20 protein-coding genes are annotated in these 20,497 nt (G+C 67.9%); 6 read left to right on the plus strand and 14 right to left on the minus strand.

Features of this window, described 5'->3' with window-relative positions; translation table 11 throughout:
- Positions 1 to 4: 4 nt before the first annotated feature.
- From eno to HNR11_RS00990, 8 genes are all read right to left on the minus strand, one after another.
- Positions 5 to 1,285, minus strand: coding sequence for a phosphopyruvate hydratase (gene eno, locus HNR11_RS00955; RefSeq protein ID WP_058887340.1), 1,281 nt, complete (start codon positions 1,283 to 1,285; stop codon positions 5 to 7).
- Between the two features lie 121 nt (positions 1,286 to 1,406).
- Positions 1,407 to 2,183, minus strand: coding sequence for a MazG nucleotide pyrophosphohydrolase domain-containing protein (locus tag HNR11_RS00960; protein ID WP_343050540.1), 777 nt, complete (start codon positions 2,181 to 2,183; stop codon positions 1,407 to 1,409).
- A complete protein-coding gene (locus HNR11_RS00965) occupies positions 2,180 to 3,331 on the minus strand; it encodes an adenosine deaminase (protein WP_179440722.1) in 1,152 nt (383 codons plus the stop codon). Before HNR11_RS00965 ends, HNR11_RS00960 begins: the two co-directional genes overlap by 4 nt.
- 61 nt (positions 3,332 to 3,392) lie before the next feature.
- Complete coding sequence (locus HNR11_RS00970; RefSeq protein ID WP_179440723.1) at positions 3,393 to 4,181, minus strand: DedA family protein; 789 nt, start codon at positions 4,179 to 4,181, stop codon at positions 3,393 to 3,395.
- 10 nt (positions 4,182 to 4,191) lie between these two features.
- Positions 4,192 to 5,535, minus strand: a complete 1,344-nt coding sequence (locus HNR11_RS00975; RefSeq protein ID WP_179440724.1) for a thymidine phosphorylase — start codon at positions 5,533 to 5,535, stop codon at positions 4,192 to 4,194.
- Positions 5,532 to 5,996: a cytidine deaminase gene (locus HNR11_RS00980; RefSeq protein ID WP_058887345.1), complete on the minus strand. Its 465-nt coding sequence runs from the start codon at positions 5,994 to 5,996 to the stop codon at positions 5,532 to 5,534. Before HNR11_RS00980 ends, HNR11_RS00975 begins: the two co-directional genes overlap by 4 nt.
- A gap of 66 nt (positions 5,997 to 6,062) precedes the next feature.
- Entirely contained in the window at positions 6,063 to 7,280 is a 1,218-nt protein-coding gene (locus HNR11_RS00985) for an amidohydrolase (RefSeq protein WP_179442790.1), read from the minus strand.
- Positions 7,281 to 7,299: 19 nt separating this feature from the next.
- On the minus strand, positions 7,300 to 8,430 hold the full coding sequence (locus HNR11_RS00990; RefSeq protein WP_058887346.1) for a mannose-1-phosphate guanylyltransferase: 1,131 nt from the start codon (positions 8,428 to 8,430) through the stop codon (positions 7,300 to 7,302).
- A 428-nt stretch (positions 8,431 to 8,858) separates the two neighbouring features.
- Here HNR11_RS00990 and sdhC point away from each other — a divergent pair, with 428 nt between their 5' ends.
- The 5 genes from sdhC (at position 8,859) to HNR11_RS01015 (ending at position 13,511) form a co-directional block, all read left to right on the plus strand.
- Positions 8,859 to 9,245, plus strand: a complete 387-nt coding sequence (gene sdhC / locus HNR11_RS00995; protein WP_083504545.1) for a succinate dehydrogenase, cytochrome b556 subunit — start codon at positions 8,859 to 8,861, stop codon at positions 9,243 to 9,245.
- Between the two features lie 2 nt (positions 9,246 to 9,247).
- Positions 9,248 to 9,754, plus strand: coding sequence for a succinate dehydrogenase hydrophobic membrane anchor subunit (locus HNR11_RS01000; RefSeq protein WP_179440725.1), 507 nt, complete (start codon positions 9,248 to 9,250; stop codon positions 9,752 to 9,754).
- A gap of 79 nt (positions 9,755 to 9,833) precedes the next feature.
- A complete protein-coding gene (sdhA, locus tag HNR11_RS01005; protein WP_058887349.1) occupies positions 9,834 to 11,621 on the plus strand; it encodes a succinate dehydrogenase flavoprotein subunit in 1,788 nt (595 codons plus the stop codon).
- Positions 11,621 to 12,409, plus strand: a complete 789-nt coding sequence (locus HNR11_RS01010) for a succinate dehydrogenase iron-sulfur subunit (RefSeq protein ID WP_058887350.1) — start codon at positions 11,621 to 11,623, stop codon at positions 12,407 to 12,409. The genes sdhA and HNR11_RS01010 overlap by 1 nt, the downstream gene beginning before the upstream one ends.
- Before the next feature lie 100 nt (positions 12,410 to 12,509).
- The gene (locus HNR11_RS01015) at positions 12,510 to 13,511 is read left to right on the plus strand and encodes a hypothetical protein (protein WP_179440726.1); all 1,002 of its coding nucleotides are present in this window, start codon (positions 12,510 to 12,512) and stop codon (positions 13,509 to 13,511) included.
- Between the two features lie 64 nt (positions 13,512 to 13,575).
- On the opposite strand, the gene HNR11_RS01020 is transcribed toward HNR11_RS01015, so the two are convergent.
- The 4 genes from HNR11_RS01020 to HNR11_RS01035 all read right to left on the minus strand — a co-directional run bounded on the left by HNR11_RS01020 (position 13,576) and on the right by HNR11_RS01035 (position 17,395).
- Complete coding sequence (locus HNR11_RS01020; protein WP_179440727.1) at positions 13,576 to 14,679, minus strand: YhjD/YihY/BrkB family envelope integrity protein; 1,104 nt, start codon at positions 14,677 to 14,679, stop codon at positions 13,576 to 13,578.
- Between the two features lie 18 nt (positions 14,680 to 14,697).
- Positions 14,698 to 15,705 (minus strand): tryptophan--tRNA ligase, encoded by a 1,008-nt coding sequence (trpS, locus tag HNR11_RS01025; RefSeq protein ID WP_343050541.1) that lies wholly within the window; start codon positions 15,703 to 15,705, stop codon positions 14,698 to 14,700.
- Between the two features lie 113 nt (positions 15,706 to 15,818).
- A complete protein-coding gene (locus tag HNR11_RS01030; protein WP_179442792.1) occupies positions 15,819 to 16,655 on the minus strand; it encodes an exodeoxyribonuclease III in 837 nt (278 codons plus the stop codon).
- A 104-nt stretch (positions 16,656 to 16,759) separates the two neighbouring features.
- Positions 16,760 to 17,395, minus strand: coding sequence for a hypothetical protein (locus HNR11_RS01035; protein WP_179440728.1), 636 nt, complete (start codon positions 17,393 to 17,395; stop codon positions 16,760 to 16,762).
- A gap of 162 nt (positions 17,396 to 17,557) precedes the next feature.
- On the opposite strand from HNR11_RS01035, the gene HNR11_RS01040 reads away from it, so the two are divergent.
- Positions 17,558 to 17,899 (plus strand): hypothetical protein, encoded by a 342-nt coding sequence (locus HNR11_RS01040; protein WP_179440729.1) that lies wholly within the window; start codon positions 17,558 to 17,560, stop codon positions 17,897 to 17,899.
- Positions 17,900 to 17,971: 72 nt separating this feature from the next.
- On the opposite strand, the gene HNR11_RS01045 is transcribed toward HNR11_RS01040, so the two are convergent.
- Both HNR11_RS01045 and HNR11_RS01050 read right to left on the minus strand, forming a co-directional pair.
- A complete protein-coding gene (locus HNR11_RS01045) occupies positions 17,972 to 19,603 on the minus strand; it encodes an MFS transporter (RefSeq protein WP_179440730.1) in 1,632 nt (543 codons plus the stop codon).
- A gap of 150 nt (positions 19,604 to 19,753) precedes the next feature.
- A complete protein-coding gene (locus HNR11_RS01050) occupies positions 19,754 to 20,476 on the minus strand; it encodes a hypothetical protein (RefSeq protein ID WP_179440731.1) in 723 nt (240 codons plus the stop codon).
- Positions 20,477 to 20,497 lie beyond the last annotated feature (21 nt).

The following is a 20,497-nucleotide window of genomic DNA, read 5'->3' on the forward strand; positions in this document are numbered from 1 at the left end:
TGCGCTACGCCTTGAAGCGCGGGAAGGAGGAGGCGCCCGCGTAGCGTGCGGCGTCGCCGAGCTCCTCCTCGATGCGCAGCAGCTGGTTGTACTTGGCCACCCGCTCGGACCGGGCCGGCGCGCCGGTCTTGATCTGTCCGGCGTTGGTCGCCACCGCGATGTCCGCGATGGTGGTGTCCTCGGTCTCGCCCGAGCGGTGCGAGATCATCGTGGTGTAGCGGCTGCGCTGGGCCAGGGAGACCGCATCCAGGGTCTCGGTGAGCGAGCCGATCTGGTTGACTTTGACCAGCAGCGAGTTGGCGGTGTCTGCGGCGATGCCCTTGGCGAGGCGATCCGGGTTGGTGACGAAGAGGTCATCACCGACCAGCTGCACCTTGTCCCCGATCTGCTCGGTCAGCGTCTTCCAGCCGGCCCAGTCGTCCTCGTCCAGCGGGTCCTCGATGGAGACCAGCGGGTAGGCGTCGACGAGCTCGCCGTAGTAGGCGCTCATCTGCTCGGGGGTCTTGGACTCACCTTCGAAGGTGTAGACGCCGTCGGAGTAGAACTCGGTGGCCGCCACGTCCAGTGCCAGGGCGATGTCCTTGCCCGGGGTGTAGCCGGCGCGCTGGATGGCCTCGGTGATCAGGTCCAGGGCCTCCCGGTTGGAGGCGAGGCTCGGCGCGAAGCCGCCCTCGTCGCCGAGCCCGGTGGCCAGGCCCTTCTCCTTGAGCAGCGCCTTGAGCGCGTGGTAGACCTCCACGCCGGAGCGAAGCGCCTCGGAGAAGGTCGCCGCGCCGATCGGGGCGATCATGAACTCCTGGATGTCCACGTTGGAGTCCGCGTGGGAGCCGCCGTTGAGGATGTTCATCATCGGCACGGGCAGCAGGTGTGCGTTGGGACCGCCGAGGTACTTGTACAGCGGCAGATCCGAGGCGTCGGCCGCGGCCTTGGCCACGGCCAGGGAGGCCCCGAGGATCGCGTTCGCGCCCAGGGAGGCCTTGTTCTCGGTGCCGTCGAGGTCGAGCAGGATCTGGTCGATGACACGCTGCTCGGTGGCGTCCTGTCCCTCCAGGGCGGCGGCGATGACGTCGTTGACGGCGCCCACGGCCCCGAGCACGCCCTTGCCGAGGTAGCGGTCCTTGTCACCGTCACGACGCTCAACGGCTTCGAAGGCGCCGGTGGAGGCGCCGGAGGGGACTGCGGCCTGGCCGAAGCTGCCGTCCTCGAGGAGGACATCGACCTCGACGGTCGGGTTGCCTCGCGAGTCGAGGATTTCGCGGCCGTACACACTGACGATCAGAGACATATTCTTCTCGGCTCCTTGTTGTTCATTCGGTGGGAAACTCTTCGGGGGTGCCGAGCGCGCCTTTGCGCCGGTGCGTTCTTCTTCGCGAGCTGGCGGATCTTCTCGTTCCGCAGTTCCTGGATCAGGTCATGCGGTTCAGGTGGCTGCGCAGCGCCCGCTCCGGGTCCTGACCCGCAGCCCGTGCGGTGCGCACCACAGCAAACAGTAGTTCACCGAGCTCCTCCTCGTCAGCCGCCGCCACCGTGGTCGAGCCAGTGTTGGGCAGATGTTCACTGCGCTCCCTGCCCAGCCGGTCGATCACCTTGGCCGCCTTGGCCAGCGCCGGCAGGTGCGCCGGAAGCGACCCGACGACGCCGGAGAGGTGGGTGCCGCCGTCGTCGGCTCTGGTCTCTGCCTGCTCCGGGTCTGCAGGCGCGGCGCTCTCCGAGCCGGGGTTCTCACCTTCAGCGTGCGACGCCGCAGCCTTCTCCTGAGCCTTGATCTGGGTCCAGGCTGCCTCCACCTGTTCGATGGTCGCGTGCGCGTCCACCGAGAGGCGCCCATCGGCGGTGAAGACGTGCGGGCTGCGGCGCACCAGCTTCGCCGTGATGGCTTCAGCCACCCCGTCGAGGTCGAAGCTGCCGCGCTCCTCGGCCAGCCGGGCGTGCAGCGCGATCTGGAAGAGCAGGTCCCCCATCTCCTTGCGCAGCCCCTCATCCAGGCTGCCGGCCTCGATCTCTTCGAGCACCTCGTAGGCCTCCTCCACGAGGTACTCGGTGAGGTCCCCGTGGGTCAGCTGTGAGGTCCAGGGGCAGTGCTCGCGAAGCTGAGCGATGACCCAGCGCAGCTTCGCCACCTGGTCCTGGGGACCGGTCTCGGAGCGGTCCGGGCTCATCGGGTGTGCCTCGGGCAGGGTCACTGCCAGGCTTCGAGGATCATGCCGGCCAGGGCCTCGCGCTCCTCGTGCCCGAGGAAGGAGGATTCCAGGGCGTTGATCTGGAAGTCGGCGAGCTCGCCGAGGCCGTAGTCGAAGGTGCTGGCGATCAGCGCGAGCTCCCCGGAGAGGGTGACCCCGGAGACCAGCCGGTTGTCGGTGTTGACCCCGACGTTGAAGCCCAGCTGGTAGAGCATGTCGAAGGGGTGGTCGCTGAGCTCAGCGGCGTCCCCCTCGGCGAAGCCGGCGATCGCGCCGGTCTGCACGTTGGAGGTGGGGCTGACCTCGAGGTGGATCTGGCGGTCCCGGACCCAGCGGGCCACGGGACCCAGCTCCACCTGGAAGACCTCTTCTCCGGCCTCGGAGTCGGCGTCGCTCTCGATCACGCTGATGTCCTCGGCGACACGCACCCCGTGGCCCAGGCGCTGAGCCCGGCCGGAGACCAGCGCATCGCGGACCGACTCGATGCCGTCTCCTTCCCCGGCGTGGACCGTGGCGGGCAGCATCTCGGTGGCCAGTCGGGTGAAGGCATCGGCGAAGCGGCTGGGCGGGAAGCCGGCCTCGGGGCCGGCGATGTCGAAGCCGACGACGCCCTTGTCGCGGTGGCGCAGGGCGACCTCGACGATCTCATCGGCGCGGTCGGACTGACGCATCGCGGAGACCAGCTGGCCGACGACGATCACGCCGTCCTGAGCGGCCACGGTCTCCATGCCCTGGTTGAGTCCCTCCTGGACCGCCTCCACGGCCTCGTCCAGGCTCAGGCCCTGCTCCTGATGCTGCTCCGGGGCCCAGCGGACCTCGGAGTAGATCACACCGTCGGCTGCCAGGTCCTCGACGTACTCCTTGGCGACGCGGCGCAGGTTCTGCGCGGTCTGCATCACCGCGGTGGTGTGCGCGAAGGTCTCCAGGTACTTCTCCAGGGATCCCGAGTTCGCGTTCTCGCGGAAGTGCACCGCGAGCTCCTCGGAGTCCTGGGAGGGAAGCTCGTGGCCGATCTCGGCGGCCAGCTCGATCAGCGTGCCCGGTCGGAGGGACCCGTCCAGGTGATCGTGCAGCGAGACCTTGGGCAGGTTGCGCAGCTGCTCTTCGAGCTTGGCGGCGGCGGAACGGAGATCTGCAGCAGTGGAAGTCATGGTGATGAGTCTATCGAGGACCGGAGCTGAAGTCGCCCGAGACCACGACCCGGCGCGCGCCTCAGCGGGGCAGGCCATCCTCCGGAGGGTTTTCGTGATCCCGCCGGTGGCCGTGGCCGCGCGGGTGGTCGTGGTCCTCATCGTGATCCCCGCGGTCGCGGTGCAGCCGCAGCGGGGGCTCCACCGGCAGCGCGGCGGTGTCGAAGTAGCCCTCCGGGTCCAGGTGCACGCCCTTGCGATCCAGCCAGCGCGTGAGGAGTCGGAAGATCCGGTCGAAGATCCAGCCCAGCAGCACCGCCCCGGTGATCGAGACCGTCATCGCGACCAGCACCGAGTCGAAGATGTTCGCGCTGATCGCACCGATTCCCACCGAGTAGGACGCCCAGACCAGCGAGGCGATGGCGTCGATCACCAGGAATCGGCGCAGCGAGAACCCGGTGGTGCCGGCGACGAAGTTGATCGCCACCCGGGCTCCGGGGATGAATCGGCCGACGAAGATCAGCAGCACCCCGCGCTTGTCGAGCTCGTGGCGGGCCCAGATCAGCGTGCGCTGCGGGGTGGGGCGGCGCATCCACCCGAAGCGCATCGGCCCGATCGCGCGCCCGATCCGGTAGGCGATGAAGTCTCCGAGCAGCGCCCCCGAGGCCGCGACCAGGATCACCCAGAGCAGGAACGGAGTGCCGGGCTCCCCGGAGAGCGATCCCAGTCCGACCACCAGCGAGTCGGAGGGCACGAGGGGGAAGAACCCGTCGACCACGCACAGCACGAAGAGTCCCACCAGGGTCCACCATCCGGAGGCGGCCTCCAGGATGGTCTGGTTGATGGCGTCGAGGATCTGCCCAGGACTCATCCGGGCGGCCTCAGTCGGTCAGATCCGAGGCACTGATGCGATCAAAGACCAGCTCAGGGGTCTCGTACGGGCCGCCCTCGGCGTCGACGTCCACGGCACCCTCGAGCGCCTGCTGCGCCCTGGCGATCCGGTGCTCGTCATCGGTGAGCAGGGTGAACAGCGGCTGACCTTCGGTGATCCGGTCCCCGGGCTTGGCGTGCATACGCACCCCGGCTCCGGCCTGCACGGCGTCCTGCTTGCGCGCCCTGCCGGCTCCGAGCCGCCAGGCCGCGAGACCCACAGACATGGCGTCCATCCGGGTCATGGTGCCGGAGACCCCGGCGTTGATCGTGTGGCTGTGCGCCGCCTGCGGCAGCGCCGCGTCGGGATTGCCGCTCTGCGCGGCGATCATCTGGCGCCAGGAGTCCATGGCGCGTCCGTTGCGCAGGTTCTCCGCCGGGTCTGCCCCGGTGATCCCCACCGCGGTGAGCATCTCCTGCGCCAGCGCGACGGTGAGTTCGACGACGTCGGCCGGTCCGCCCCCGGCGAGCACCTCCACGGACTCCTCGACCTCGATGGCGTTGCCGGCGGTCAGTCCCAGCGGGGTGTCCATATCGGTGAGCAGCGCGGTGGTCTTCACCCCGGCGTCGGTGCCCAGGGCGACCATGGTGCGCGCCAGTTCGACGGCGTCGGCCCGGGACTTCATGAAGGCGCCGGACCCCGCCTTGACGTCGAGGACCAGAGCGTCGGTTCCCTCGGCGATCTTCTTGGACATGATCGAGGAGGCGATCAGCGGGATGGCTTCCACGGTGCCGGTGACGTCACGCAGCGCGTAGAGCTTCTTGTCGGCCGGAGCCAGGCCGGGGCCAGCCGCACAGATCACGGCATTGACCTCGTCGAGCTGGCGCAGCAGCGCGTCGTTGCTCAGGTCCGCCTGCCAGCCGGCGATGGCCTCAAGCTTGTCCAGGGTGCCGCCGGTGTGCCCCAGCCCGCGCCCGGAGAGCTGCGGGACGGGCACGCCGAAGCTTGCCACCAGCGGTGCCAGCGGAAGGGTGATCTTGTCCCCGACACCCCCGGTGGAGTGCTTGTCCGCGGTGAGCCTGCGTCCGCCCTCGGGCGTGCGCAGGGAGGAGAAGTCCATCCGCTCGCCGGAGGCGATCATCGCGGCGGTCCAGTGCCCGATCTCCTCACGGGTCATCCCGTTGAGCAGGATCGCCATCGCCAGCGCTGACATCTGCTCGTCCCCGACGTAGCCGTCGGTGTAGGCGGCGATCATCCATCGGATCTGCTCCTGGGAGAGCCGGCCGTGGTCTCGCTTGAGCCGGATCAGCTCGACGGCGTCATGGGCGGAACGGTCATAGGTGGCAGCTGTCATCGGGTCTCCATGGTGTTGATCTCAAGGTCGCGGGGGCCGAAGGACTGCGGCAGCAGCGCGTCCAGCGTGGTGGCGCCCTGCGCGGTGCGCACGTGCATGGTCTCGGCGGAGAACTCCAGCAGCAGCTGGCGGCAGCGGCCACAGGGGGTGATGTACTCGCCCTGTCGATTCACGCAGGTGAACGCCACGATCTTGCCTCCCCCTGCCATCTGCAGCGCACCGATCATGGTGCATTCGGCGCAGAGGGTGAGCCCGTAGGAGGCGTTCTCCACATTGCAGCCGGAGATCACCGACCCGTCCTCCAACAGCGCGGCCGCCCCGACCGGGTAGTCGGAGTAGGGCACATAGGCGCGGGTCATCGCGATCCTGGCCTGGGTGGTGAGGCGCTCCCAGTCGGCGTCGTGGTCCGGAACCGGGATGCGGGCGATCCGTCCGGTCAGAAAGTCATCGTCCTGAGTCATAGGGCTCATCCTACGAGGCCGTGCGAGGACCCGGGCGCCGATGTTGCAGGCGCGGAGCAGATTCGGCTAGCCGCGGCGAAGCTCGTTGATGGCGCTGAGCGCCGTGGTGACCATGATCTTGGTGCCGTAGCCGATGCAGCGCTCATCCGGGACATAGTCTCCGCGGTGCAGATCGAAGTCGGCGCCTCCGGGGGTCTTGGTCCCGAGCCGGAACATGGCCCCGGGAAGCTCCTGGGTCATCCAGGCGAAGTCTTCTCCACCCATGGACTGGGGAGCCAGTTCCAGGCCCTCCGAGCCGAGCACCTCGCGACCGGCATGCTCCAACAAGGTGGTCTCCCGTTCGCTGTTGATCACCGGCGGCACGCCGCGGATGTGTTCGAGCTCCACGTCGACCCCCCAGGGTGCGGCGACCTGTTCGACGATCTCGTCCAGAAGCTTCCCGGCGTCGCGCCAGGCATCGGCGTCGAGGATCCGCATCGTGCCCACCAGGGTGCCGCTGGAGGGGATCGCGTTGTGCGCGCTGCCAGCCTCGATCTGACCCCACACGAGTGAGACCGCGGAGCGCACGTCGACCCGGCGGGAGAGCACCGCGGGGACGGCAGAGGCGATGTGCGCCAGCGCGGAGACCATGTCCTCGGTCAGGTGCGGGCGGGAGGTGTGTCCACCGCGGCCGGTGACGTTGATCCGGACCACATCGGCCGCCGAGGTGATGGCCCCGATCCGTGTCCCGATCATGCCCACCTCGATGCGCGGGTCGCAGTGCAGCGCGAAGATCCTGGGCAGCGGCTTCAGGACGCCCTGCTGGACCATCTCCAGGGCACCTCCGGGCATGGTCTCCTCAGCGGGCTGGAAGATGACGCGCACCTTTGCGCCCAGCCCGTCCGGCTCGCCGCCTTCGATCCGGTCCTGATGCAGCCGCTGCAGGCTCAGCGCCACGCCCAGAGCGATGGTGGTGTGGATGTCGTGGCCGCAGGCGTGGGCGACGCCGGGGTGGGTGGAGGCGAAGGGCAGCTCCGTCAGCTCAGCCACCGGCAGCGCATCGATGTCCCCGCGGAACCCTGCGGCGAACTCCCCGGTGCCGATGTCCACGTAGAGCCCGGTGGTCTCGGGCATAAGCTCGGGCTGAAGGCCCGCTGCCTGCAGCTGTGCGGCGAGTCGCTCGGTGGTGCGTTCTTCCTTCCACGAGAGCTCGGGGTGGGAGTGGAGGTCTCGGCGCACCTCTATCAGGGACGCTTCCAACGCGTCGACCACCTCGGAGGCCGAGGCGTGGGCGGCCTTGAGCATCACCGTGTGGGGCGCGGGCTCAGAGGACATCGGATTCTCCCTGCGCCCGCAGCGCCTCCACGGCCTGCTTCACCGACTGTGCGTGGTCGGTGGTCGTCACCAGCAGCGCGTCGGGGGTGTCCACCACCACGATGTTCTCCACCCCGATCAGGGCCACCACCCGCTGGGTGTCGGAGACCACCACTCCGGAGGACTGGTCCGAGTAGACCCGGGCCTTCTCTCCGAGCACCGTCATGGATTCCTGTTCCCGCGCCGGGTTCAGCCGCGCGATCGCCGCGAAGTCCCCGACGTCGTCCCAGGTGAAGTTCCCGGGAATCACCGCGACGTCCCCGGCCGCAGCGGCCGGTTCGGCCACGGCATAGTCGATCGCGATCTTCGGAAGCTCCGGCCAGACCCGTGCGGTGACTGCGGCCTGCTCAGGCGTCCCCCATGCGGCGGCGATCTCGGTGAGCCCGGCGTAGAGCGCGGGCTCGGCGCGGGCGAGATGATCCAGCAGCAGCGCCACCGGGGCGACGAACATGCCGGCGTTCCAGAGGTACTCCCCCGAGTCGACGTACTTCTCAGCGAGCTCCTGGCCCGGCTTCTCGACGAACTCCGCGACGTCCCTGGCGTGCGGCGCCCCCTCGATCGGTGCGCCGTCGACCTCAAGCGTCGCGCCCTTGCGGATGTAGCCGAAGCCTGTGGAGGGGTGCGTGGGGGTGATCCCGATGGTGACGATCCGGCCCGTGGCCGCAGTCGCGACGGCCTCCCGCACCGCCTGCTGGAAGATCTCCACCGGCGCGATGACCTGGTCGGCGGCGAAGGAGCCCATGATGATCTCGGGGTCCCGGCGGTGCAGGATCGCTGCCGCCAGGCCGATCGCGGCCGCAGAGTCCTTCGGCTCGGACTCGAGCACGAGGTCGTTCTCGTCGAGCTCGGGGATCTGCACCCGAACGGCCTCCCGATGCGACTCCCCGGTGACCACCATCACGCGAGGGCCGGTCAGCGGGGCGAGCCGCTCGTAGGTGCTGCGGATCAGCGTGGTGCCGGACCCGGTGAGGTCGTGGAGGAACTTCGGCGCGCTGGCCCGGGAGAGCGGCCAGAGCCGCGTTCCCACCCCGCCTGCGGGGATCACGGTATAGAACTTGTCCAAAGATTCCTGTGAAGTCACCTCACCAGGGTAGTCCCATCCGTCCTGCAGCCCGCTCCGCCGCGCAGCGGACCCTGCAGACGAGGAGCGCCGGGCCGGCCAGGACGCCGCGCAGGTGCGTCTGCAGGCGCTGCACGCCCCCTCGGCGGATCCCGGGCCGCGCGGTGCGGAATTGAGTCTTCATATTGCGGTTTTTCTACACGTTGTAGAAGTCATTTGGCTCTCGCCGCCATTTCGCCAACAAGCCTGCATCAGGTCTAGGCTGAGCGGCGCAACAAAGCCTCCTGAAAGGCACCACGAGCCGCATCGACGGTTGCGGTGCTCTAGTCTGGTAGCTGAGAACAGACTCGCATCGGCGTCACGCATTCCGCACCGCCGCAGCGAAGAAAAACACGTACGTGACTGTGCGGCGCGGAACGCCATGCAACGATGCAGGGAGGTAATGACAGGTGACGCAGACTAAGGGCACCCTCTACAGAGGCCGGGAAGGCATGTGGTCCTGGGTGGGACACCGGATCACAGGCGTGGGGATCTTCTTCTTCCTCCTGGTCCATGTGCTCGACACCTCTCTGGTGCGAGTCTCTCCGGAGGCCTACGACGCGGTGATCGGCGCGTATAAGAACCCGATCATGATCGTCGGTGAGATCGGCCTGGTCGGCGCGATCGTCTTCCACGCGTTCAACGGACTGCGGATCATCCTGGTGGACTTCTGGTCCCAGGGCACCCGCTACCACCGTCAGATGCTGTGGGCCGTGATGGGCCTCTGGGTCATCACGATGATCGGCTTCACCGTCCGCCACTTGATGCTGTTCCTTGACGGCTGGGGAGGGTTCTGAGAATGACCACCACGCAATCTGACGCACTGCTGCCCGCGCAGGGCATCGAAGCCCCGCGCTCCGGTCGCATCGACCCGAAGTACCTGCGCAGCGGCTCCTCGAAGTCCAGCAGCTTCGAGATGGCCGCCTGGGTCTTCATGCGCGTCTCCGGCGCCGCCCTGGTGGTCCTGATCTTCGTCCACCTGGCAGTGAATCTCCTGGTCGGCGAGGGCATCCACCAGATCGACTTCGGCTTCGTCGCCGGCAAGTGGGCCAATCCGGTCTGGCAGTTCTGGGACCTCACCATGCTCTGGCTGGCGATGCTGCACGGCGGCAACGGGATGCGCACGATCATCAACGACTACGCAGAGAAGGACTCCACCCGAGTGTGGCTCAAGTCCATCCTCTACCTCTCGGTGATCGTCATCATCGTCCTGGGCACCATGGTCATCTTCACCTTCGAGCCCTGCCTGCTCGACAACGCTGGCCAGCTGCTCGAGTCCTCCCCCTCCTTCTGCCAGAACGTCTGATGCGCACCGGGTCCGCCCGGTGCGCATCCGTGCGCGTTCACATGCCTTTCGAACACCAAGAAAAGAGAGCCACAAGCTGATGCAGGTTCACAAGTACGACGTCGTCATCGTCGGCGCCGGTGGCGCCGGAATGCGCGCAGCCATCGAATCCGGGCAGCGCGCCCATACCGCCGTGCTGACCAAGCTCTACCCCACCCGGTCCCACACCGGCGCGGCGCAGGGCGGCATGTGTGCCGCGCTGGCCAACGTCGAGGAGGACAACTGGGAGTGGCACACCTTTGACACCGTCAAGGGTGGCGACTACCTGGTGGACCAGGATGCCGCCGAGGTCATGGCCAAAGAAGCCATCGACGCCGTGCTGGACCTGGAGAAGATGGGCCTGCCCTTCAACCGCACCCCCGAGGGCAAGATCGACCAGCGGCGCTTCGGCGGGCACACCCGCGATCACGGCAAAGCCGCCGTGCGTCGCGCCTGCTATGCCGCGGACCGCACCGGGCACATGATCCTGCAGACGCTGTACCAGAACTGCGTGAAGCACAACGTCGAGTTCTACAACGAGTACTACGTGCTGGATCTGCTCACCGTGGACGAAGAGGTGACCCGTGAAGACGGCACCACCTACATGCAGAAGAAGACCGCCGGCGTCGTCTCCTACGACCTGGCCAACGGTGAGATTCACGTCTTCCAGGCCAAGTCGGTGGTCTTCGCCACCGGTGGTCTGGGCAAGATCTTCAAGACCACCTCCAATGCGCACACGCTGACCGCCGACGGCATGGCTCTGGCCTACCGCGCGGGCATCCCGCTGGAGGACATGGAGTTCGTGCAGTTCCACCCCACCGGCCTGGCCGGGCTGGGGATCCTGCTCTCCGAGGCCGCACGCGGCGAAGGCGGGATTCTGCGAAACTCCGAGGGAGAGCGCTTCATGGAGCGCTACGCCCCCACCATCAAGGACCTCGCCCCACGTGACATCGTGGCCCGGTCCATGGCCAACGAGGTGCGCGAAGGCCGGGGTGCGGGTCCGAACAAGGATTACGTGCTGCTGGACCTGACCCACCTGGAGCCGGCGCACATCGACGCCAAGCTCCCGGACATCACCGAGTTCGCCCGCACCTACCTCGGTGTGGAGCCCTACACCGAGCCGGTGCCGGTCTTCCCGACCTGCCACTACGCCATGGGCGGGGTGCCCACCACGGTGAAGTCCGAGGTGCTTCAGGACAACGACACCATCGTCCCGGGCCTCTTCGCCGCCGGCGAGGTCGCCTGCGTCTCGGTCCACGGATCCAACCGCCTGGGTACCAACTCGCTGCTGGACATCAACGTCTTCGGCAAGCGCGCCGGCCTGGCCGCCGCCGAGTACGCGGCCACCGCCGAGTTCGTGGACATCCCGGAGAACCCGACGGCGTTCACCGAGAACCAGCTCAACGCGATGCGCGCCTCCACCGGTGGAGAGCGCACCGCGACGCTGCGCGCCGAGCTGCAGGAGACCATGGACGCGAACATGCAGGTGTTCCGCTCCGAGGAGACCATCAAGGAAGCCCTTGCGGTCATTGCTGACCTGCGCAAGCGCTATAAGAATGTGCAGATCCAGGACAAGGGCAAGCGCTTCAACCTGGACCTGCTCGAGGCTGTGGAACTCGGCTTCCTGCTGGACATGGCCGAGGTCATGACCGTGGCAGCCCTGCACCGCAAGGAGTCCCGCGGCGGACACTACCGCGAGGACTTCCCGGAGCGTGATGATGAGAACTTCATGCTCCACTCGATGATGTACCTGGACCCCGAGTCCTCGACCGATGGCACGAACGGCATCCGCGCCGACACCAAGCCGGTCGTCTTCACCCGTTACGAGCCGATGGAGCGTAAGTACTGATGAGCACTCCCACCAAAGAAGCCGCAGAGCCCGCCTCCAAGATCGACATGAAGGAGAGCGGGGGCGGAGGCGAGGTCCCCAGCTTCGACGTGACCATCCAGGTGCGCCGCTATGACCCGGAGTTCTCCGACGAGGCACGCTGGGATGAGTGGACGGTCACCATGTACGGCACCGACCGTGTGCTCGACGCGCTGCACAAGGTCAAGTGGGAGATCGACGGCTCGCTGACCTTCCGCCGCTCCTGCGCCCACGGCGTCTGCGGCTCGGACGCGATGCGCATCAACGGTCGCAACCGCCTGGCCTGCAAGGTCCTGCTCAAGGATCTGGACCTCTCCAAGCCGGTCCTGGTCGAGCCCATCAAGGGTCTGCCCGTGGAGAAGGACCTGATCGTGGACATGGAACCTTTCTTCCAGTCCTACCGCGAGATCATGCCCTTCATGGTGAACAACTCCCCCGCCCCGACCGGCGAGCGGATCCAGTCCCCGGAGGAGCGGGAACGCTTCGATGACACCACCAAGTGCATCCTGTGCGCCGCCTGCACCTCCTCCTGCCCGGTCTTCTGGACCGACGGGCAGTACTTCGGCCCGGCGGCGATCGTCAACGCGCACCGGTTCATCTTCGACTCCCGCGACGACGCCGGCGACATGCGCCTGGAGGTCCTCAACGACAAAGAGGGAGTGTGGCGCTGCCGCACCACCTTCAACTGCACCGACGCGTGCCCGCGCGGCATCGAGGTCACCAAGGCCATCCAAGAGGTCAAGCGTGCGGTGCTGACCCGCAGCATGTGATCCACTGTGCCTTCAGAGGTGGGGCGTCGGGCGCGAGCAGCACTCGCACCCGGCGCCCCACCTCTTGGTGCATCCCGCTCCCCTACGATGAGGTGTTGTCATGCAACGTTACGATGAGGCCGCCCGGCATCTGATCGAGGTGGGTGTGGGTCCGACCAACTTCACGAACATCGTGGTCGCCGCGGAGGCGCTGGAGCGCGGCATCACGGTCCGCAAGTCCACCAGCAGCCGCAGGATGGTCCTGGAGCACCAGGGACGCATGCGCACCTGGAGCGGCGGGAGCACCAACCACAACAGCGACCTGGTCAAGAAGATCGCCTCCTATAAGGATGTGGCCAGCCGGCTCTTCCGCGACCTGAAGATCAGCGCCCCGGAGAACGCCGTCTTCGCCGTGACCGAGGTCGAGCGGGCCTGGGCCTGGGCTGCTCCCTTCACCCGCAGCGTGATCAAGCCGCACAACGGCAGGCAGGGCCAGAACGTCCACGCCGGACTGCAGACCGAGGCGGAGTTCCACGCCGCCTTCGAGAAGGTGGCCGCGAAGAGCAGCCAGGTGCTGGTCGAGGAGTTCTACACCGGGGTGGAGCATCGATGCCTGGTCGTAGAAGGTCGCCTGGTGGCGGCCACGCGACGCCGGCCCGCGAGCGTCCTGGGAGACGGTGTCAGCAGCATCGCGCAGCTGGTCACCGCGAAGAACCGGGACCGCGGCCCCATCCACAAGGACCTGGTCCTCGACGGCGACTCCCGCGAGTATCTCGCCAGGCATTCTCTGGCCCCGGACTCAATCCCGACGGCCGGTGAACGCATCTATCTCCGGAGCACCTCCAACCTGCATACAGGCGGGGACGCGGTGGACGCGACCGATGAGCTGCGCGCGCCGGAGCAGGAGCTGGTCGAGCGTGCGGCCCGGGCCCTGCCCGGGCTGAAGATCGTCGGTTTCGACGTGCTGCTCCCGCGCGGCGAGGCGGACCTGCACGAACCCTCGATCCTGGAGATCAACGCCAGCCCGATGGTCTCGATGCACCATTTCCCCTGGTCTGGCCAGCCCCGCGACGCGGCCCGACATGTGGTCGACTCGCTCTTCCCGCGCACCGCACGCAGCTGAGACCCCACGCACCTCGGGCCGTGCGGCAGCTGAGGCCGTGCGGCAGCTCGGGCCGTGCGGAAGATCAGCGGCTGCGCGGGCGGAGCGCTCGGCTGCGGTCGTCGGTGGCCAGGGCTGCCCAGGAGGCGCAGAGCAGGTAGATCAGGCTGAGCAGGAAGAAGTAGACGAAGAAGCCCAGCACCGTGGCGAAGGAAGACACGATCAGGTTTCCGTCCTCCACGCCGCTGAGCAGGAACGTCGAGAGGTGGCGCAGCAGCGATGAGCCGACGGCGGCGATCAGCGCCGCACGCCACAGCACCGAGACCGGCATCACCACCCGTGAGGCCACCCGGAAGATCAGGATCGCCACCAGCACGTCCAGGATCAACGGCACGGCGAGGGTGATCACCGTGCCGACCAGTCCTTGCAGCACGTTGAGGTTCCATCCCAGCAGGTCTTCGCTGAACACCAGGACAGATTCTGAGAGCAGGCTGGTGGCGGTGGCGGCGAGCAGCATCACGGCCAGCAGCAGCATCACAGCCAGATCCCGTGACTTCACCACGAACACGTTCTCATCCATCAGCGGCCGGTCGAAGATGCTGCGGATACCCGCGCGCAGCCCGTTGATCCAGCTCAGCGAGGCCACCGCGGCGACCAGCAGCGAGACCACCAGGGTGAGCCCGAAGCCCTCGGTGTTGAAGAGCTGCGCCTGGGTCGCCAGTCCGTCCTCGCCGATCACCCCGGGCAGCGCGTCATTGGTGAGGTCCACGATCGTGTCCTGCAGCTGTTGATCACCACCGATGACCAGTCCTGCCACGGAGAACCCAGCCACGAGCGCAGCCGAGACGGAGAAGAACATCATGTAGGCCGCGCCGGCGGCCATCACCGTGCCGTAGTGGAACAGGAAGAGGTTGAATATCCGCATGCCGCGGGTGGTGTCGAGTCGGGTGAGGCCCCAGAACAAGGTCAGCCCGAACATGGCGGCCCCGCTGCGACCCTCCCGCCGGGCATGGCCCCAGGCCTGGCGTGCCCGGACCTCGCGGCGACGCAGCCCCTCGAGGTCCAGCGGGTTGACCATGCCGGAGACTTCCTCGCGGTCATTCATCGCCTTCGCCGCGGCACGCGCGTGCCCGGCGATCAGCCCGTGACCGCCGGTGCGTGGTCGCAGTCTGGAGGGGTCCTCGTTCACCGCAGGCTCACCCTCTGCTCAGCGCCCGCTCGCCGGAAGGAACCCGACCTTGTCGTAGACCTCGGCGAGGGTCTCCCCCGCCACGGCCCGCGCCTTGGCGGCTCCGGTGGCCAGCAGCGCGTCGAGCTGGGCCGGGTCTTCCAGCAGCTCCTCGGTGCGATCGCGGATCGGACCGAGCTTGGCCACCACCACCTCGGCCAGCTCCACCTTCAGGTGCCCGTACATCCGACCCTGGTACTCCTCGACGATCTCAGCGATCGGGCGGTCGGTGAGCGCGGAGTAGATGCTCAGCAGGTTCGAGACACCCGGCTTCTCGGCCTGGTCGAAGCGGATCTCGGCGCCGTCGTCGGTCACGGCGGACTTGATCTTCTTCGCGATCTGCTTGTCGGTGTCCATCAGGTTCAGCAGCCCGGCGGGCGAGGCCGCGGACTTCGACATCTTCGCCGTGGGGTTCTGCAGGTCATAGATCCGCGCCCCGGCCTCGGGGATCAGCGGCTGGGGCACCCGGAAGGTCTCCCCGTAGCGGTGATTGAACCGTTGGGCGAGGTTGCGTGAGAGCTCCACGTGCTGCTTCTGGTCCTGACCCACCGGGACCCCGTGCGGCTGGTAGAGCAGGATGTCAGCGGCCTGCAGCATCGGGTAGGTGAAGAGCCCGACCCCGGCCGCATCGGCGCCCTGCTTGGCGGACTTGTCCTTGAACTGGGTCATCCGGGCGGCCTCCCCCATCCCGGTCAGGCAGGTCATGATCCAGCCCAGCTGCGCATGTTCGGGCACGTGGGACTGCACGAACACCGTGGAGCGCTCGACGTCGAGGCCTCCGGCCAGGTACTGGGCCGCGGTCCGACGCACCCGGGTGCGCAGCTCAGCGGGGTCCTGGTGCACGGTGATCGCATGCATGTCCGGGATGAAGAAGAAGGCGTCATAGCGCTCCTGCATCTTCACCCAGTTGACCAGCGCTCCCAGGTAGTTGCCCAGGTGCAGGGAGTCAGCGGAGGGCTGCATCCCGGAGAGTACGCGCTCAGTCACGGCGGTTCCTTCGTGTTGTCGGGGTCAGGCGGGGGCGGGTCCGCCGGAGGTAGGGCCGGTGTCCTTCGGGAGCCGGTGCCCTCTAGGGGCGGTGTCCTTCGGGGGGGGGCCGCTCAGGGCAGCTGGTAGTCCACGACCAGCGGGGCGTGATCGGACCAGCGCAGCGAGTAGTCCTGTGCCCGGTCCACCTTGAGGTTGCCCGCCAGCTCGGCCAGGGCCGGGGTGGCCATGTGATAGTCGATCCGCCATCCGGTGTCGTTGTCGAAGGCCTTCCCCCGGTAGGACCACCAGGTGTAGGGGCCATCAATCTCTCCGGCCAGGTCTCGTGCGACGTCGCGGAAGCCGAGCTCGCCGAAGTAGGCATCGAAGTATGCCCGCTCCTCCGGGAGGAACCCGGAGTTCTTCACGTTGCCCTTCCAGTTCTTGATGTCGAGCTCGCGGTGGCCCACGTTGAGGTCACCCATGACCAGCAGATGATCGGTGCGCTGCGCGAGCTGCGGCAGGTACTCGGTCATGTACTGCAGGAATCGCATCTTGTGGTCCTGCTTGGGCGAGCCCACTTCCCCGGAGTGCACGTAGACGCTGACCACGGTCAGCGTGGAGCCGTCGCCGAGCTCATAGTCGGCTTCGATCCAGCGGCCGTCATCCTCGGGGTGGCCCTCGCCGATGCCGCGGCGGGTGGCGATGGGCGGCTTCCGGGAGATGATCGCGACGCCGGCCCGGCCCTTGTCGGCCGCTTCATACTCATGCACATGCCAAGTCTCGGGGGCGGTCATCTCACCGACCAGCTTGGTCAGGATCTCCTCATTGGCACGCACCTCTTGGAGCGCCAGGATGTCGATCTCACGGTCCGCGAGCCATTCACCCATGCCTTTGCGGTGCGCGGCGCGGATCCCATTGACGTTGACCGAGGCGATCCGGGTCTGCTGGCCCGATTTGGCGTCCTGGATCCGGTGCGGGTGCTCGCCGAAGTCTGCTGCCTCGGTGGGGGCGGCGCTGGACGCCGGGGCGGTCTTGGGCGTGGCTGTGCTGTTCGGGGTCACCTGGGGTCCTCTCAGGGCACGATCTCGCCCGTGATGGGCTGGTCGTCGTCGTTGTTCCGGGTCTTCGCGCGGCTGTTCTGGTCTCGGCGCCGGCTGTCGGGGGCGTCCTGGCGCTCCTGCGTCGAGTCGCCTGCTCCGCGCCCGACGTGCTCTGCGAGCATGTCTCGGCCGTTGCCTGCGGTCATCTCGATGGTGTCCAGGGCGCGATCCACCATGGCAAGGTCTGCCTCTTCGCCCTTGGCGAGCTCCTGAGCGATGACCCGCTTCTGGACCTCGACGATCTTGAAGGAATGATCCAGCTTCAGGTTCCTTCCGTGGGTGTCCTCGTCGACCACGGTGGCGCCGCCCAGGGTGTCGGCTCGGCGGGAGGCCGCGTCGGCGCGCGCCGAGTCCAGCGTCTGCCCGAACTTCTTGGCCCCGGAACGCACCGAGACCACCAGCACGGTGGCCAGCAGCAGCCAGCCTCCGGCGATGACGGCGATGATCCAGCCGATCACGTCGTTCTGGTTGGCGGCGAAGATCAGGGCCACCAGGAGCACAGTGATCATCACCGCGAAGCTGATGCCTGAGGTCCGGCGGCCGAAGTTCTTCAGGGTTTCCTGCGCGCCAGATGCGCCACCCGTGGGCAGTGACTGCTGAGAGCTCATGGGGCGATTATCCCTGCGATCACGGCTTGATGGCGAATCGACTCCCCCGCCGGACTGCCACGCGGCTGCTCCCCCGCGGCAGCCTGCTCGGAACTGCCTGTTGGTCTCTTATGATGGCCGTGGACCTCGTCCAGAACTGTCCCGACGATCCAGGAGGACCCGATGGTCGCCCAACCCGAGACCCCTCGCCCCGCAGACGCCGCCGAGCGGACCACGTATATGCGCCGCTACGCCCTGGACCCGGCGCTGGCCGAGGAGTTCGTCAGCTTCCTCACCAAGCAGGTCATCCCGGCGCGTGAGGAGCGCGGGTTCACCGTGGAATCGATCTGGCTCTCAGACGGCAAGGACGAGCTGACCTGGTTCGTCAGCCGCCCCGGCGATCGCGAGGAGTTCGCCCAGGCGGAGCAGGCCTGGGAGGAATCCGACGAGCGCGCGGAGATCTTCGCCGGGGCCCCGGCCTATGTGAAGGCCAAGGACCTGCGCCCGGTCACGCGTCTGCGCTGAGCCGGACCACTCGGCGCTGCGGCAGACCAATCGGCGCTTCACCAGCCCCGGTGGGCCAGCGCTGACCTGGTTCTACGCGGTCTGCTGGTCCTGGGCTGCCTGCTTATTCTGAACCTCCTGCTGATCCTGCATTTCTCGCTGGCCCTGGGCTCCCTGCTGGTCATGGGCTGCCTGCCGGGCCTGACGGGCGGCGAAGAGCGCGGCCGCCACCGAGGTGAGCATCAGCGCCGCGATCACCAGCGAGCTGGTCACGATGGCACTCTGATGTCCGGCGTCTGCGCTGACCGAGAAGTAGATCCCGGTGACCACCGCGATGCCGATCGCGGTGAACACCCGCTGAGCGGTCTGCGCCACCCCGCCTGCGGCGCCGGCCATGGGCTCCGGGACCTCCCGCATGGACAGCGTCTGTGCGCTGGGGATGATCAGCGCCTGGGAGAGACCGACGACGCCCAGAGCGGCGCCGATCAGCCAGAGCGAGCCGTAGCCGGTGCCCATGAGCGCCGCCGCTCCGGCCAGGGAGAGCATCGCGACGACGCCGGCCAGGGTTCCGCTGACCAGCATCCGGGGCCCCTTGCGCTCCACCGCCCGGCCCACCCGTGCCGAGAGCAGCATCACCATCACGGCGCTGGGCAGCGTCACCAGCCCGGCGATCAGCGCGCCCTCCCCGCGACCCTGCTGGACGTAGACCGCCACCACCGCCCAGGTCGCTGGCATCCCCGCGAAGTACAGGCCCAGCACCAGGGAGTTCAACGTATAGCTGGGCAGGGTGAACAGAGCCAGGTTGACCATCGGGGCATCGGCGTCGCGCCGGCCCAGCCGGCGCTCCCAGAGTGCCCACAGCACCAGCACCCCCACTCCGGCGGCGCCGAAGAGTCCGCCGAGCAGGCTGCGGAACTGGATGAAGGGCAGCATCAGCAGCAGCACTGCGACGCTGAGCAGCACCACTCCGAGCGGATCGAGCCGGGCGATGCCGCGCGTAGCAGCCCTCGGCTCGGCCGGTTCGGATGTCCCGCGCGGCGGGGTGGGCCTCGACTCCGCAGCGGCTTCGGGCTCCGCGGCGGGTTTGGGCTCCGCGGCGGGAGTCGGTTTCTCGGTGGCAGCCGGGGGCTCGGCGTCGTCGAGGGTCTTGGGCAGCCACGCCACGATCGAGATCAGCGCGATGATGGTGACCGGAACATTGATCAGGAAGGTCATCCGCCAGCCGAGGTCTGATCCGGTGGTGTCGATGATCAACCCGCCCAGCGCCGGCCCTGCCGCGACTGCGACCCCGATGACGGTGCCCATCATCCCGTAGGCCCGCCCCCGCGCGGCACCGCTGAACAGGCGCTGGATCATCCCGATGACCTGCGGGGTGAGGATGCCCGCGGCGAACCCCATGAAGACGCGTGCGATGTTGAGCACCAGCGGGGTCAACGCCAGAGCAGCGCCGAGGGAGGCCAGACCGAAGAGCAGCACGCCGAACATGAACAGGCCACGCCGGCCCCAGATGTCTCCCGCACGGCCGGCCGGGACCAGTGCCATGCCGAAGGCCAGCGCGTAGCCGGAGAGCACCCACTGCAGATCCGCCGAGGCGGCACCGAGGCTCTCCTCGATCGCTGGCAGTGCGACATTGACGATGCTGATGCTCAGCAGCGAGGCGAAGAGCGGCAGGAACATCGCCGTCATCATCCGGCGCGAGCTGCCCGTGGCAGAGGTCTGGTTCACCAGCTCAGCCTATCCCCGCGAGCGCCTCGCGGATCTTCATGTAACTCCTCCCGGATCTCCCGGTGCAGCGGTCACGACTCGGTGCAGCGGTCACGACGCAGAACGGGGACGCCCCCGTGAAGGAGCGTCCCCGTCGAGCAGGAGAAGAGACTACCGGCGGAACTGCGCCAGGTAGGTCTTGACCTCGGAGCTGAAGGCCAGCACCAGCCAGTAGGCGGCGACGCCCACGTGGGCCAGCGCGAGCACCAGGGTCAGCGGGTCCGCGCCGATGACGCCGATCATCGTGAACACTATGCCCAGGATCGCGAAGACGATGCCAGTGATCCGCGCCCAGTTCTTGTTCTTCTGGAGCCCGAAGAACACCAGCAGGTAGAGCCCCACCCCCACGATCAGGCTGACCCAGATGAAACCGGTCAGGAGTCCCCCGAACAAGTCCGCAGCCTCGGCTGCCTCGGCAGCCGTCATCCCTTGCTGCTCCATGCCGGTGATCATCTCTTGCCGAGTTGCGTCACCGCTGAGGAAGAGGCCCGGCAACGAGCTCAGCACGTAGACCGCCAGCGAGACCAGGGTCATCGTCTTGAGCAGGCTGTACTTCTTGGGCTCCGCGACCGGTCCGCCGTAGCTGCCCGGCGCGTAGGGGTCGGTGCCGTACTTCGAGGCGGGTGCCCCCTGGCCACCGCCCTGCTGGGCCGGGTAGCCACCCTGCTGGACCGGGTAGCCACCCTGCTGGGAGGGGTAACCGCCCTGCTGCGCGGGGTAGTCACCCCCCGGCTGGCCGCCGTAGCCGCCGGACGGGTTGGCGCCGTAGCCGCCTGGCTGGCCGGACTGGCCGCCGGGGACGCCGGGCTGCTCGCCTTGGGGAGGGTTGCTCATGTCTGCTCCTTGTTCATTGGT

It is taken from the genome of Nesterenkonia sandarakina (assembly GCF_013410215.1).
Taxonomy (GTDB): domain Bacteria; phylum Actinomycetota; class Actinomycetes; order Actinomycetales; family Micrococcaceae; genus Nesterenkonia; species Nesterenkonia sandarakina.